Below are 14,226 nucleotides of genomic sequence, written 5' to 3' on the forward strand. Positions count from 1 at the left end.
CATCTTTCCGCCCGTTCTTCGGTCGTTATGGGACCCCATAACTCCCTCATTACATGCGAAAATCTGCCCGACGACTGACCGCCCTGACGGTAACATTTATTATTAAACAAGCTCTTAAACATGCTCTCAGAGCCATTGCACCGTTAGCTTTTTCAACAAAATACTTTCGCGGAATGTCACGGAATTGTTGGGCTGAAAAAAATTAACTAAATTTACATGCTGAATAATATGGCAGTCAACAATAGGATTGCCATATTCGTTATATATGAGAGTTTTAGATATTATGCATTCTGCACAGAGTGTGTGGGGTTGTCTGAAACAGTAGGATATAACAGCATCTGAATTTAGAATATGGAAACATTTAGCGAATATCTCCAGCACTCCGTGCGCACATATTGGGAAGATCTTGCTCTGACCGATTTCAACGGCGTCTCGTACCAGTATCGCGATATTGCCCGAAAGGTCGAAAAGCTGCATCTGCTATATGAGCATGCCGGCATAAAAAGCGGTGACAAGATAGCCTTGTGCGGGCGCAATTCATCCCAATGGGCCGTAGCCTTTATAGCAACAGTCACATATGGTGCCATAGCCGTGCCTATTCTGCATGAGTTCAAGGCCGATAATATACATCATCTTGTAAACCATTGTGAAGCTAAACTCCTCTATACCGACGATTCGATATGGGAGAATCTGGATCCTGCGATGGTAAAAAATCTCGTCGGGGTAGTGCGCCTGAATGATTTTTCACTCATACTGTCACGCAGCGAAAAACTGACCAATGCCAGAAAACGCCTCAACGAACTGTTTGGCAAGAAATATCCAGAACGTTTTACTCCGGAGGATGTGATATATCCTGCCCACAAAGCCGAAGAGCTGGCTCTGATTAACTATACATCAGGCTCGATGGGTTTTTCCAAGGGTGTGATGATTACTTATGGAAACCTGTGGAGCAATCTGCAATTCTGTGTCGACGGCATCCCGTTTATCAATCCGGGCGACGGTATGGTATGCATGTTGCCGCTTGCCCATATGTATGGGCTTATGGTCGAGTTGCTTTTGCCGCTTGCCAAAGGCGCCCATGTATATTTCCTTACACGTGTGCCCTCGCCGCGAGTGATTCTTGAGGCATTTGCCACGGTTAAGCCAAAACTGATTATCACGGTACCTCTCATTATTGAGAAAATCGTCAAAACCAAGGTGTTCCCGATGCTTGACAAGCCGCTTATGAAGGTGCTTATGAAAGTGCCGTTTGTCGATGAGCGGCTGGAGTCGCGTATCCGTAAGGGGTTGCTCGATGCATTCGGCGGCAATCTGCGTCAGATTATTATCGGCGGCGCCGGATTGAACAAGGATGTCGAGACATTCCTGCGCAAAATAAGTTTTCCGTTTACAGTGGGCTACGGCATGACTGAGTGTGCGCCTTTGGTGGCATATGCGCCATGGGAGGAACAACGTCCGGCTTCCTGTGGTCGTATCGTCGACAGGATGGAGGGGCGTATCGATTCGCCGGATCCGGTCAATGTGCCCGGTGAACTGTGGGTGCGCGGACAGAATGTAATGAAGGGATATTACAAAAATAAGGATGCGACCGAGGCGGTGATGAAGGATGGCTGGATGAATACGGGCGACTTGTGCACGATGGATTCCGACGGATTTCTCTATATCCGCGGGCGTAACAAGAATATGATTCTCGGTCCGTCGGGTCAGAATATCTATCCGGAGGAAATAGAGCAGAAGATAAATAATCTGCCAATGGTAAGCGAGTCGATTGTAATAGAGGACAACGGCAAACTTGAGGCCCTGATTTATCCCGATCTTGACATTGCCACCAAGGAGGGTATTGCTGTCTCTGATCTTGAGAAGCTGATGAATGACAATATCAGTCATCTCAATAAGGAACTGCCCGCTTATTCCCAGATTGCCAAGGTAAGAATGCGCTATCAGGAGTTTGAAAAGACTCCTAAACGTTCCATCAAGCGCTATCTCTACCAGAAAAGCAAATAAACAAATCGGCGTATCGGACGTTTTCATAATAAATTGAATCGATAAATAAATTTTATATCTAAAGCTGGGGTTGGTCTATTTTACAGACTGTAGAATGAGGTTTTCTGCAATAAAAATGCCAACTTTGCAGTCGTATTAATGAAATTAACTTAAAATTTACAGATATGAAGCTCGTTAAGATTACAGGCGCTGTTCTTCTGTCAGGTCTGTTGTTTGCATCCTCGGGATGTAACTCTATGTCTACCACAGGTAAGGGTGCTCTTATTGGCGGTGGTGGCGGTGGTGCCCTTGGCGCAGGAATAGGTGCACTCATCGGTGGTGGCAAAGGCGCAGCCATCGGTACAGCCATCGGTGCTGCCGTAGGCGCAGGCGCAGGCGCACTTATTGGCCAGAAGATGCAGAAGCAGCAGGAAGAAATCGCCAAGACAATTCCTGACGCTCAGGTAGAGCAGACCACCGACCAGAACGGTCTTCAGGCTATCAAGGTTACATTTGATGGCGGTATTCTGTTCCCGACAGGCAAGTATACTCTCAATTCGTCGGCACAGCAGGATCTCAGCAATTTCGCTGTATCGCTCAAGCAGAATCCTCTCACCAATGTACAAATTCTCGGATTTACCGACAATACCGGTTCATATGCAGTAAATGAGAAACTCTCCAACCAGCGTGCCGATGCCGTGATGACCTATCTGGTAAACTCCGGCGTGTCTCCAACACGTCTTACCGCCAAGGGTATTCCTATGGCCGACTATATCGCCTCAAACGATACTCCGGCCGGACGTGCCCAGAACCGTCGTGTCGAAATCTATATCACAGCATCGCCCGAGATGGTGAAGGCTGCTGAAAACGGCAATCTCAACTAATAGAACTGTATAAGGTTTTATCGAACAACGTCCGCTCAGGCTTTATGTGCGGACGTTGTTTTTGTAACTGAGCATGACGGACGATTTGATTATTATTGCTCCTTATCAGTCGCCTTGTGGCACTCTCGTACTTGGTGACTGGAATGGGTCGTTGTGTATGTGCGACTGGCTGCATGGCCGTTTCCATGCCCGCACATTGCAGCGCCTGCTCCGGCACACGCGTGCCCGTGATTTTGCCAATGGCGACAGCCTGGTCATTGATATGGCACGCCGGCAGCTTGATGAATATTTTGCCCGCATACGCCGAAATTTTGATATTCCGCTGTTGTATGCAGGCACAGAATTTCAGACCCGTGTATGGGATGCGCTCCGTAATGTGGTATATGGGTCGGATAAGAGTTATTCGGATCTTGCATCGGATGCCGGACTGCCGGCAGGTGTGCGTGCTGTGGCTAATGCTGTCGGTGCCAATGCGATGTCAGTGATAATACCATGCCATAGAATCATAGGGAGCGACGGTAGGCTTACAGGCTATGCCGGCGGGTTGGAGGCCAAAAGGTATCTTTTGGAACTGGAGAGACACAGCAATAGACTCTGACATCATGATATGAGTGGATGAAAAATCCAACAGGCGCTACATCGTAAAACGTGTAGCGCCTGTTGGATTTTATGGTGTCTTGGATTCTGTGTTGTGATTTATTCGTCGGAATCTGTATCTTCTGTATCGTCGAGGTTGATATCATCGTCCGGCTCTTCTGTTTCGGGCGAGAATTCAATCTCTTCCTGTTCGGCTTCGGCTACGAGGATATCGTTGTCGACAGTCTCTTCAGGGTCGGAATCCACGCAACATACAGAGGCTATGGTGTCATTGCGCTTTTCGAGGTTGATAAGGCGCACGCCCTGGGTGGCGCGTCCCATGACACGGAGGTCGCTCATGTGTATGCGTATAGTTATGCCGCTCTGGTTGATGATTATGAGGTCGTTGTCATCGTTTACGCTCAGGAACCCTACGAGAGGACCGGTCTTGTCGGTTACGTTGATGGTCTTCATGCCTTTTCCTCCACGGTTGTGGGGTGTGTAGGCATCAAGGGCGGTACGCTTGCCATATCCGTTTTCGGAGATTACCATTACCGTGTTGGTGCTGTCGGGCTCCATGGTAATCATGCCGATTACCTCGTTGGTGCCTTCGACTTTCATGCCGCGCACGCCGGTGGAAACTCGACCCATTGCACGGAGCGATGATGTGGCGAAGCGTATGGCCTTGCCTTCCTTGGCGGCGAGTAATATTGTCGAATCATTGTCGGTGAGTTCTACGCCGATAAGGCTGTCGTCCTCACGGATAATGATGGCTTTCTTGCCTTTCGACATTACGCGTGCATATTCTGTAAGCGAAGTTTTCTTCACTACGCCCTTGCGGGTTGCGAATACAAGGAAGTGTGAACCGGTGAATTCGGGGTCGTCAAGTTGCTTGCATGCGATGTATGCGCGCACTTTGTCGCCGGGTTCGATGTCGAGCAGGTTCTGAAGAGCACGTCCCTTGCTGTTCTTTGCGCCTTCGGGCAGCTCGTAGACTTTCATTTTGTATACGAGGCCGCGGTCGGTGAAGAAGAGCATGGTGTTGTGCATGGACGCAGGGTAGATGTGCTCGATGAAATCCTCGTCGCGGGTGTTGGAACCACGAGAGCCTACGCCGCCACGGGCCTGGGCGCGGAATTCGCTAAGCGGTGTGCGCTTGATATATCCGAGATGAGATATGGTGATTATCATATCGTCGTCGGCATAGAAGTCTTCGGCGTTGAAGTCGCCTGCGGTGTAGTCGATGTCGGTCTTGCGTGCGTCGCCATATTTGTCGCGGATTTCAAGCAGCTCGCTCTTGATTAGCTCGCGGCATTCGTGCTCGTCGCTTAGTATGAGGTTGAGATGCTCGATAAGACGTTCGAGGTCGGCATATTGCTGGCGCAGTTTGTCCTGTTCCAGTTTGGCGAGACTGCGGAGTTTCATCTCGACAATGGCGAGGGTCTGAGGCTCTGTAAGGTCGAAATGTGCTGAAAGTTGTGCGCGTGCATCCTCTACAGAGTCGGCGTTCTTGATAATTTGTATTACCTCGTCGATATTTTGCTCGGCTATAATAAGGCCTTGCAGTATGTGGGCGCGCTCTTCGGCTTTGCGGAGCTCGAAGCGTGTGCGGCGGGTGACTACTTCGTGGCGATGGTCGATGAATGCCTGGAGCAGTTCTTTCAGGTTGAGAGTGCGCGGACGTCCGTTTACAATTGCGACATTGTTGACCGAGAACGACGACTGCATCTGGGTGAGCTTGTACAGTTTGTTGAGTACAACGTTGGCGTTGGCGTCACTTTTAAGGCGTATCACGATACGCATGCCCTTGTAGTCGCTCTCGTCGTTGAGGTCGGCTATGCCGTCAATTTTTTTCTCGTTGACAAGGTCAGCGATATATTTGATGAGTTCGGCCTTATTTACGTTGTATGGTATCTCGGTTACGATTATGTCCTCGTGGTTGGAGTGAGCTTCGATTTCGGCTTTTGCGCGTATTACTATACGTCCGCGGCCTGTCTCAAACGCTTCCTTTACGCCATTGTATCCGTATATGGTGCCGCCGGTGGGGAAGTCGGGGGCTTTGATGTATTTCATCAATTCCGATATTGTGAGTTCGGGATTGTCAATGAGAGCTACGGTGGCGTTGATTGATTCGGTAAGGTTGTGGGGAGGCATGTTTGTAGCCATACCTACGGCAATACCCGATGTGCCGTTGACAAGGAGGTTCGGTATGCGGGTGGGGAGCACTACCGGCTCCTGGCGCGAGTTGTCGTAGTTTGGCTGGAAATCAACAGTGTCGGAGTCGATATCAGACAGCATCTCTTCTCCTATATGCTCAAGGCGTACCTCGGTGTAACGCATTGCGGCGGGGCCGTCGCCGTCGACAGAGCCGAAGTTACCGTGGCCGTCGACAAGGGTATAGCGTAATGCCCACGGCTGCGCCATGCGCACTACGGTGCCGTAAATGGATGAGTCGCCATGCGGGTGGTATTTACCCATGACCTCTCCTACACAGTTGGCTGATTTCTTATGGGGATGGTCGGATGTGTTGCCCATCTCGTTCATGCCGAACAACACGCGCCGTTGTACAGGTTTGAGTCCGTCGCGGACATCGGGAAGCGCGCGTGATACGATTACCGACATCGAATAGTCGATGTAGGCCGACTTCATTTCATTCTCGATATCGATTTTAAGAATTCTATCTTCTTCCAGCATAAGTAAAGTATAGTTCAGTTTTGTTGATGCGTGTATGCCCGGACGCCTTCTGGCTATATTTGGATGTGGGCTTCATGCAGTAAAATTTCATACAAAGATACGAAAAAAATGGGAATAAACAGATAAAAACATCCCTTGCGATTGTTTAAATATTGTTGAACATGCTTAATAATTTGTGCCTGGCTGATTTTTGGCACAGTTATTGTCGCTATATTTGCATAACTAACGAGAAAGGACATTTATGGACACCATTTTTTCCAATGAACTGAAGCATGTGCTTGACCAGAGCCGTACGGAGGCTATTCGCCACAACAACAATGTCGTGACGCCGGAGCATATGCTTATGGCGATTATGTCGCAGTCCGGGAGTCATGCGTTCCAGGCCATTCAGCAGTTGATTGACGCCGATACAATGTATCAATTACGTGATACTCTTGACCGCAGTCTGTTTCAAGGTACTGCGGGGGTGAGTAATATTTCTGTCAGCGATCTGGCCAACCGCATTATAAAACTCAGCGTGCTTGAGGCCAAGATGCTGAAGAGCGAGATTGTCGACTCTGAGCATCTGTTGCTGGCTCTCTTCCATAATAAGGAGGTACAGGGAACTGAGGCGTTCCGTGCATTTATTGATGCCGGAGTCACCTATGAGGCTATCTATAAATTGCTCGCCAACGTGGCTGATGCTCCAAGTATGGGCACATCGTTTGGCGACGATGAAGATGATGAAGATGACGATATGCCGGGCTCATCGTCAGACAGAGCTTCGTCGGGTTCTTCCCAGCAGAGTGTGCCATCTTCTTCCCAGCGGGCTGCCGGACGCCGTGGCAACGACACTCCGGTGCTTGATAAATTCGGCAATGATATGACACGTGCGGCCGAGGAGGGGCGTCTTGACCCTGTGATAGGCCGCGATACGGAGATAGAGCGTCTGGCGCAGATATTGAGCCGTCGCAAGAAAAACAATCCGGTGCTTATCGGAGAGCCGGGTGTGGGCAAGTCGGCTATTGTCGAAGGGCTTGCTCTGCGTATCGTACAGCGCAAGGTGTCGCGTATACTGTTTGACAAGAGGGTGATATCGCTCGACATGGCTTCAATCGTGGCCGGTACAAAGTACCGCGGTCAGTTTGAAGAGCGTATAAAAGGCATTCTCAATGAGCTCTCGAAAAACAAGGACGTGATTCTGTTTATCGACGAGCTGCATACTATTGTCGGGGCTGGTAATGCCGCCGGCTCGATGGATGCCGCCAATCTGCTCAAGCCGGCTCTTGCCCGCGGAGAGATACAGTGCATAGGCGCCACTACTCTCGATGAGTACCGTAAGAATATAGAGAAGGATGGGGCGCTTGAACGTCGATTCCAGAAGGTGATGGTCGAACCGACATCATCAGAAGAGACACTGATAATTCTTAATAATATCAAGGATAAATATGAGGAGCATCATAATGTGACCTATACTCCTGATGCACTGGAAGCCTGTGTCAAACTTACCGAACGGTATGTGAGCGACCGCAATTTCCCTGACAAGGCTATTGATGCCATGGATGAGGCCGGCTCTCGTGTGCATGTTACGAATATTGTGGTGCCGCGTGAAATCGAACAGCTTGAGGTGCAGATTTCAGAGGCTAACGCGTCTAAGCTACAGGCTGCACAGAATCAGAATTTTGAATCGGCGGCTTCGTTCCGCGACAAGGAGCATCGTCTGAAGAAGGAACTCGACGAGGCTAAGAGTAAATGGGAAGCCTCGCTCAACGATATACGCGAGGTGGTTGATGAAGAGAAAGTAGCCGAGGTCGTGGCGATGATGACCGGTGTGCCCGTGCAGCGCATAGCCCAGGCCGAGGGTATGCGTCTGCGAGAGTTGGGCCCTAAACTCAAGAACAACATTATCGGGCAGGACCAGGCGATTGACAAGATTGTGAAGGCCATACAGCGTAATCGTGTCGGACTTAAGGATCCCAACAAACCGATAGGAACATTCATGTTCCTCGGTCCGACCGGTGTCGGAAAGACGCATCTTGCGAAGAAGCTCGCCGAATACCTGTTTGACAGCGCCGACACTCTTATACGCGTCGATATGAGCGAGTATATGGAGAAGTTTACTGTGAGCCGCCTCGTAGGAGCGCCTCCGGGGTATGTGGGCTATGAGGAAGGTGGACAACTTACGGAGAAAGTGCGTCAGCATCCTTATTCGATTGTGTTGCTCGACGAGATTGAAAAGGCTCATCCCGATGTGTTCAACCTGTTGCTTCAGGTGCTTGACGAGGGACGCCTGACCGACAGCCTCGGACGCCGCGTCGACTTCAAGAACACAATAATCATCATGACCTCCAATATCGGAAGCCGCCAGCTTAAGGATTTCGGTACGGGTGTAGGCTTCAATACCCGTGCCGCCGACAAGGAGTATAGCCATGGTGTTATACAGAAGGCTCTCAACAAGGCGTTCTCGCCTGAGTTCCTCAACCGTGTGGATGATATCGTGATGTTCGACGAGCTTGACCGCGATGCGATATTCCGTATTATCGATATCGAGCTTGCCGGATTCTACAAGAGGGTGGCATCGCTCGGATATACGCTTGACATTACTGCCGCCGCCAAGGACTTCATCGCCAAGAAAGGATACGATCCTCAGTTTGGCGCCCGTCCGCTCAAACGTGCTATCCAGAAGTATCTTGAAGATGAGCTTGCCGAGTTGATTATCAACGCATCTGTGACTCCTGGTGCAAGAATCTGTGTGGGTTATGATGAGTGTGCCGATAAAATTGTCACAGAAATCAATGCTCCTGATTCGGTTTCGGACAAAGACGCAGAGCCGGCTGATGATGACTCTGCAGCTCCCGAAAAATGATAAGTAACATATAATGACAATCGCCGTGCAACGGATATGTCCGATTTGCACGGCGATTGTTTTTCTGCATAGGTTATATAGTCATTGCTTTTGTTATGCTTAACGGAGTCAGGATTGTCTGCGTCGGCGTCCTATTGTGCCTCCGCGTTTTAGAAATATGTGAAGCAGTATTATACACAGGAGAGTGGCTCCTATGATTCCGAAGTAGAACATGTAGTTGCCGGCGTAGAATTCGGCTCTGCCGATATAGCACATGATTGCAAGGTATATCAGCAACAGAAGTGGTAACCAGGTCGATTTTTTCATGGCAAGATGTAAATATGTGTATGTTATTGTAGTTTGATGTTTATACAGGATGATTGCGGTATATCGCATGTGATGATGACACATGCGTGTCTGCTAATGTTTGCTCTCGTCGTCGGAAGAGTCAGGAATCATTATGTAGGGCGAATCCTGCGGATTGAACGAGCCACTCGTGAGTGCGTGATAAATTCTCAGGCATGCCCATGCGTCAATTGCTGCATAAATCTGCTGAGGGGCTGTGAGCACTGTTGCTTCCCAGTTGCTCAACCTCTGGCTTTTGGATATGCGTTCACCGAATACGATTCCATATATTTTCTGAAGGCTTGAGTCGTGAATCGCATATCCTGACACGATATCCTGAAGGTCGATAAACCCGGCAGGGGAGAATTGAATGCCACGGTGCATTACATGGAAGTCATCCTTCAGCGACAGTCCAATTTTAAGTATCCCCGGGTCTTCAAAGAAATCGCACAATTCTTTGGTGATGCCGAATTTGTTGATTCGGAACAGATAGCAGCAGTCACCGGTGGATACTTGGATAAGGGCTACTTTATTGGGATGCCCTTTACGGAACGAAGGTTTAGTCTCGGTGTCGAATCCTACTACGGGGCAGCGCTTTATTGCGCACAGGGCGCTTGCAGCCTGCTCCGGTGTATTGACAACCACTATGTGGCCCGGATAGGCCACAACGGGCAACTCCGCGAGTCGCTCTTTGGATATGGATAATATTAAGGTGTTGACATTCATCCGTCTTACTCTTATAATCCCATGAACAGTGGAAGCCATGCCCGATATCATCTATGCAGGATTATGACTTTTATCACCGTAAAGTTACAAATTTATGTTGTAGAGCATGCGAATACACTTTGCGGTATAACATTTTTTAACTCTTGTGCGGTGGTTATATGCTTATTCTAAAGGTGTTTTACATCTCTATGAATGATGCATCCGGAAAGTGTCGGGAGACATATCTGCCTATAAATTCTCTTGTGTCTTTCGCAATGATTCGGTCATTGTCAAAAAATGTGTTGTAAATGACCGAAAACAGTTTTATGCCACGGCTCCTGATGGCTTCGAGGGAGAGAATGGTATGGTTTATTGAGCCGAGCACGCCGTTTGTGACGAGTATTATCGGCAACTCATACCGGGCTACATAGTCTATGGTGAAGAAGTCGTCGGTAATGGGTACCATAAGGCCGCCGGCACCTTCGACAAGCACCACATCGTAGCGTGAGGCGAGAATATCGGTCGATTTTTTGATAATGTCAAGGTCTATGTCGCGTCCATCGATGCGTGCTGCAAGCTGGGCTGAGGCCGGATAGCTGAAGATGACAGGAGCTGTAGTGTGGTCGAGATCTTCCGGGAGCATTTCTATACCCATTATTTTGCGGTGAGCCTCGATATCTTCCGACCATGTGTCGTTGCCGGTCTGTATGAACTTCTGAGTAGCGACTTTATGACCTTTTTCCATCAGTCGCTTGGCAAGCATGCCGGTTATATATGTCTTTCCGGCATCGGTGTCGATGCCGGATATAAAGTATACTCCATTCATGTTTTTTCTGCAATTAGGTAAAGGGGATGGTAGGTAAGATTTACACTTCCGTCGTGATTTCTCGGATATCCGGAAAGAATACGGCTGAGAGGTGTATCAGTGCCGCGCATACCGTTGACTCCGGTAGCACGCAGATGTCGCATCACTTCTTTTGGAGAGTCGAAACGCAATGTTATATCTTCCTGATCTGCTGCCAGCAGGCGCATATTTGCGGGGAGTAGCCCGACGAGTTCATTTAAGGTGAGATAACGCAGCGGGAGGTTGGTCACTTGTGTGAGTTCCTGCATATTGCGCTCTCCGAATGTGGAGATTACGAGATGGCCGCCCGAGGACAGCGCACGTGCGGCGTTGGATATGAATCCGGACGGTGAATTAAACCATTGTATAGTGGAGGCGCTTACAATGGCATCGACAGAAGTGTCAGGCTGACGAGACATGAATTCTTCGGCATCCCCGGTCAATGTCTCGACCGAAGTACAGGTAAACTCAATATCGGATGGACACAAATCCCAGAGAATCAGATGCGACGGTTTCAATTCCGACATGTAAAGGCGCGTCATTGTTCCGGTGCCGAATCCGGCCTCGATTATTGACTGAGGAGAGCGGCAGGCAAGCTCATTTCGCCACATATCCCATAGATGACCGGCTATTGCTTTCTGTGCCACAGCTTCGTTATCATATGTTGGAAGTGAGCGCATAAATTTCCGGGCTACATAATCTTTGTCGATGATTTCCTGATTTATGATTGTCTGCCAGTCCGGCAGGTGGCCATCTTCGGTGATGCGGATTCGAGTGGATAGGGTATCCCACGCCCGCCTAAGGTTGTCGGCGGGAAATATACGGTCATTTCCCGCGATTATTGCCCGGTCCCATTTTAATGTGGTGGAATGTATGGTGTGATTCTCTTTGGCAAGCATGCCAAGGATACGAAGTTCGTCGCGTAGCTCATCTATGGGCCGGTCGGGTTGTACATCTCGATATCCGGCATATTCTTCTTTATTCCGGCACATGCGTCGCCGGAATTTCTGCAGCGAGGATTCGTCGAGCCCGTCAAGGGTACCGGTGAAAATTGCATATGGAATTCCTCTCAAATCATCTATCGGGTAAGGACTTCCGTTAACGGCAATTGACAGAGTAGGGCGTATGTCGGGATGGCCGCATAATACGCGTTCTGCCATCATCACTCCCATTGACCAGGCAAACAGGTAGATGTTGCGATAGCGTTGTATATGCGACGTGTCAAAGGATGGGTCGCGGTAATCCCATACGGCCATTATATCGCAGCCGGGGTATCGCAGAGTGCTTATTGCTTGCGCATCGGTGCCCCAGCCGAGAAATATCAGAATTAGGTCGTGGTTGTCGTTGGATTTATGTATAATTCGTTGAATCATAGTCGATGAAGCGTGGCGGCAATAGCAACGCTTACATTTTGGAGGTCAGAATCCGTGAGGGCCGCGCTCAAGCTGAAGCGAAGACGTTCAGTGCCTGGAGGGACCGTCGGAGTACGTATAGGGAGCACTTTTACCCCATGCTGAAGCAGTTTTTGCGATAGCTCTACAGTGCGCACTGCGTCTCCTGTCACCAAAGGCATTATGTGGCTTGGCTGTGGGGGAAGAGCCAAATATGGCGCCAATATTGAGGACATCCTGCGTGTAATCTCTTGGAGGCGTGCGCGCTCGGTGTCCATACCGATAATTTTTTCAATAATATATCTGCTCCATCGGCATACCATGGGTGGAATGGCGGTGGAGAAGATAAAACTGCGTGCACGGTTTACGAGAAACTCGCGTATGTCGGGGCTTGTGGCGACAAATGCGCCGGATGACGCGGCCGCTTTGCCAAGCGTGCCTACAATGATATCGACCATATGACCTCGCGGATTGCTTTTCACGAGGCCGAGTCCTCGGTCGCCTATGACGCCGAATGCGTGGGCCTCGTCGACGTAGAGCATTACGTTGGGGTAATGCTCTTTTAATGCGATTAGTGAGTCGAGATTGCATTGGTCGCCATCCATGCTGTATACCGATTCGACAATAACAAGGATACGTTCATATTCCTTGTGATGTTTCTCAAGCAGGCGCTCGAGATGTGAGATGTCATTGTGGTGGAATCGGGCAAATCTGGCACGTGAAAGCACGATGCCGTCGATTATCGAGGCATGGACAAGTTTGTCGGCAAGTATCATCGTTTCTTCTGACGCTATGGCCGATACAGTTCCGACATTGGCATGATAGCCGCTGTTGAACAGCAATACTGACCTTCCATACAGTGACGACAGCAACTCTTCAAGTGCATGGAAATCATCCTGTCCGGCAGCGAGCAGACGCGAGGCGGATGCGGTGAGCGGTGCCAAGCGGTTTTCAGACAAATCCATGAATTCCTGCTGTAGTCCGTGACGCGAAGCAAGCCCGAGATAGTCGTTGCTTGACAGATCGATACACTCCCTGCCCGAACCGGGCAGGGGTATATGGCGCAGGTTGCCTGATTGGCGCAGTTGCTCTAAGGTGGCTCTGAATGTTGGCATCAGCAATGTTTGAAACTCATGTCAAGTCCCTTGACCGAGTGGGTAAGGGCACCTACGGAAATGAAGTCGACGCCACATTCGCCATAGTCGCGGAGAGTTTCGAGTGTTATGCCGCCCGAAGATTCAACTTCGGCGCGTCCGTTTATAAGTTCTACAGCTTCTTTCGTGCGCTCCGGGGTGAAGTTGTCGAGCATGATGCGGTCCACTCCGGCTTCGAGAGCCTGAAGTATTTCTTCGGTGTTGCGCACCTCGACTTCTATTTTAAGGTCTTTGCCTTTTTCGGCAAGGTATTTCTTCGCGGAGTTTACTGCCTGGGGTATACCACCTGCGAAATCGACATGATTGTCCTTTATGAGAATCATGTCAAACAATCCGATACGGTGGTTTTCGCCTCCTCCGATTTTGACGGCCATTTTTTCGAGCATGCGCATGCCGGGAGTTGTCTTGCGCGTATCGAGTACTTTTGTTTTAAGTCCTGCGAGGCGTTCCTGATAGCGTGCGGTCATTGTGGCGATGCCGCTCATGCGTTGCATTATATTGAGCATGACGCGCTCGGTCTGTAGCAGAGAGCGCACAGGCCCTTCGACCACGAATGCGATATCGCCGGGCTTTACATGGGCGCCGTCGTTGATGTATTGTGTAATCTTCAGCGAGGAATCGAATTTCTCAAATACCTTTTTTGCAATCTCGATACCGGCTATTATGCCCTCTTCCTTTACGAGGAGGTGCTGTCGGCCTGTAGCCTCGGCCGGGATGGTGCTGAGAGTGGTATGGTCGCCGTCGCCCACATCTTCGGCAAAAGCAAGGTTGAGCAGGTCGTCGATGAGTTGGTCGGTAGTTTTCATAAACGGGAATATTAAAGGGA

General features: G+C 49.7%; 11 protein-coding genes. 4 read left to right on the top strand and 7 right to left on the bottom strand.

What is annotated here, in order from left to right; all coding sequences use genetic code 11:
• Window positions 1-351: 351 nt before the first annotated feature.
• From ADH68_RS10640 to ADH68_RS10650, 3 genes are all read left to right on the top strand, one after another.
• A complete protein-coding gene (locus tag ADH68_RS10640; protein WP_068960825.1) occupies window positions 352-2,004 on the top strand; it encodes an AMP-binding protein in 1,653 nt (550 codons plus the stop codon).
• A gap of 164 nt (window positions 2,005-2,168) precedes the next feature.
• Window positions 2,169-2,867, top strand: coding sequence for an OmpA family protein (locus ADH68_RS10645; RefSeq protein WP_084274027.1), 699 nt, complete (start codon window positions 2,169-2,171; stop codon window positions 2,865-2,867).
• A gap of 73 nt (window positions 2,868-2,940) precedes the next feature.
• Window positions 2,941-3,465, top strand: a complete 525-nt coding sequence (locus ADH68_RS10650; protein ID WP_068960823.1) for a methylated-DNA--[protein]-cysteine S-methyltransferase — start codon at window positions 2,941-2,943, stop codon at window positions 3,463-3,465.
• 98 nt (window positions 3,466-3,563) lie between these two features.
• Here the strand turns inward: ADH68_RS10650 and gyrA are convergent, their stop codons facing one another.
• Entirely contained in the window at window positions 3,564-6,137 is a 2,574-nt protein-coding gene (gene gyrA, locus ADH68_RS10655; protein ID WP_068960822.1) for a DNA gyrase subunit A, read from the bottom strand.
• A 241-nt stretch (window positions 6,138-6,378) separates the two neighbouring features.
• On the opposite strand from gyrA, the gene ADH68_RS10660 reads away from it, so the two are divergent.
• Complete coding sequence (locus ADH68_RS10660) at window positions 6,379-8,982, top strand: ATP-dependent Clp protease ATP-binding subunit (protein ID WP_068960821.1); 2,604 nt, start codon at window positions 6,379-6,381, stop codon at window positions 8,980-8,982.
• Window positions 8,983-9,090: 108 nt separating this feature from the next.
• On the opposite strand, the gene ADH68_RS10665 is transcribed toward ADH68_RS10660, so the two are convergent.
• The 6 genes from ADH68_RS10665 to nadC all read right to left on the bottom strand — a co-directional run bounded on the left by ADH68_RS10665 (window position 9,091) and on the right by nadC (window position 14,206).
• Window positions 9,091-9,288: a hypothetical protein gene (locus tag ADH68_RS10665; protein WP_088294814.1), complete on the bottom strand. Its 198-nt coding sequence runs from the start codon at window positions 9,286-9,288 to the stop codon at window positions 9,091-9,093.
• Between the two features lie 93 nt (window positions 9,289-9,381).
• Entirely contained in the window at window positions 9,382-10,032 is a 651-nt protein-coding gene (locus ADH68_RS10670) for a 3'-5' exonuclease (RefSeq protein WP_068960819.1), read from the bottom strand.
• A 178-nt stretch (window positions 10,033-10,210) separates the two neighbouring features.
• Window positions 10,211-10,837, bottom strand: a complete 627-nt coding sequence (gene bioD / locus ADH68_RS10675) for a dethiobiotin synthase (protein WP_068960818.1) — start codon at window positions 10,835-10,837, stop codon at window positions 10,211-10,213.
• Entirely contained in the window at window positions 10,834-12,228 is a 1,395-nt protein-coding gene (locus tag ADH68_RS10680) for a pimeloyl-ACP methyl esterase BioG family protein (protein ID WP_068960817.1), read from the bottom strand. Before ADH68_RS10680 ends, bioD begins: the two co-directional genes overlap by 4 nt.
• A complete protein-coding gene (locus ADH68_RS10685) occupies window positions 12,225-13,361 on the bottom strand; it encodes an aminotransferase class I/II-fold pyridoxal phosphate-dependent enzyme (protein WP_068960816.1) in 1,137 nt (378 codons plus the stop codon). The genes ADH68_RS10680 and ADH68_RS10685 overlap by 4 nt, the downstream gene beginning before the upstream one ends.
• Window positions 13,361-14,206 (bottom strand): carboxylating nicotinate-nucleotide diphosphorylase, encoded by an 846-nt coding sequence (gene nadC, locus ADH68_RS10690; RefSeq protein ID WP_068960815.1) that lies wholly within the window; start codon window positions 14,204-14,206, stop codon window positions 13,361-13,363. The genes ADH68_RS10685 and nadC overlap by 1 nt, the downstream gene beginning before the upstream one ends.
• Window positions 14,207-14,226 lie beyond the last annotated feature (20 nt).

Origin of the sequence: Muribaculum intestinale (genome assembly GCF_002201515.1) — a bacterium.
Lineage (GTDB): Bacteria > Bacteroidota > Bacteroidia > Bacteroidales > Muribaculaceae > Muribaculum > Muribaculum intestinale.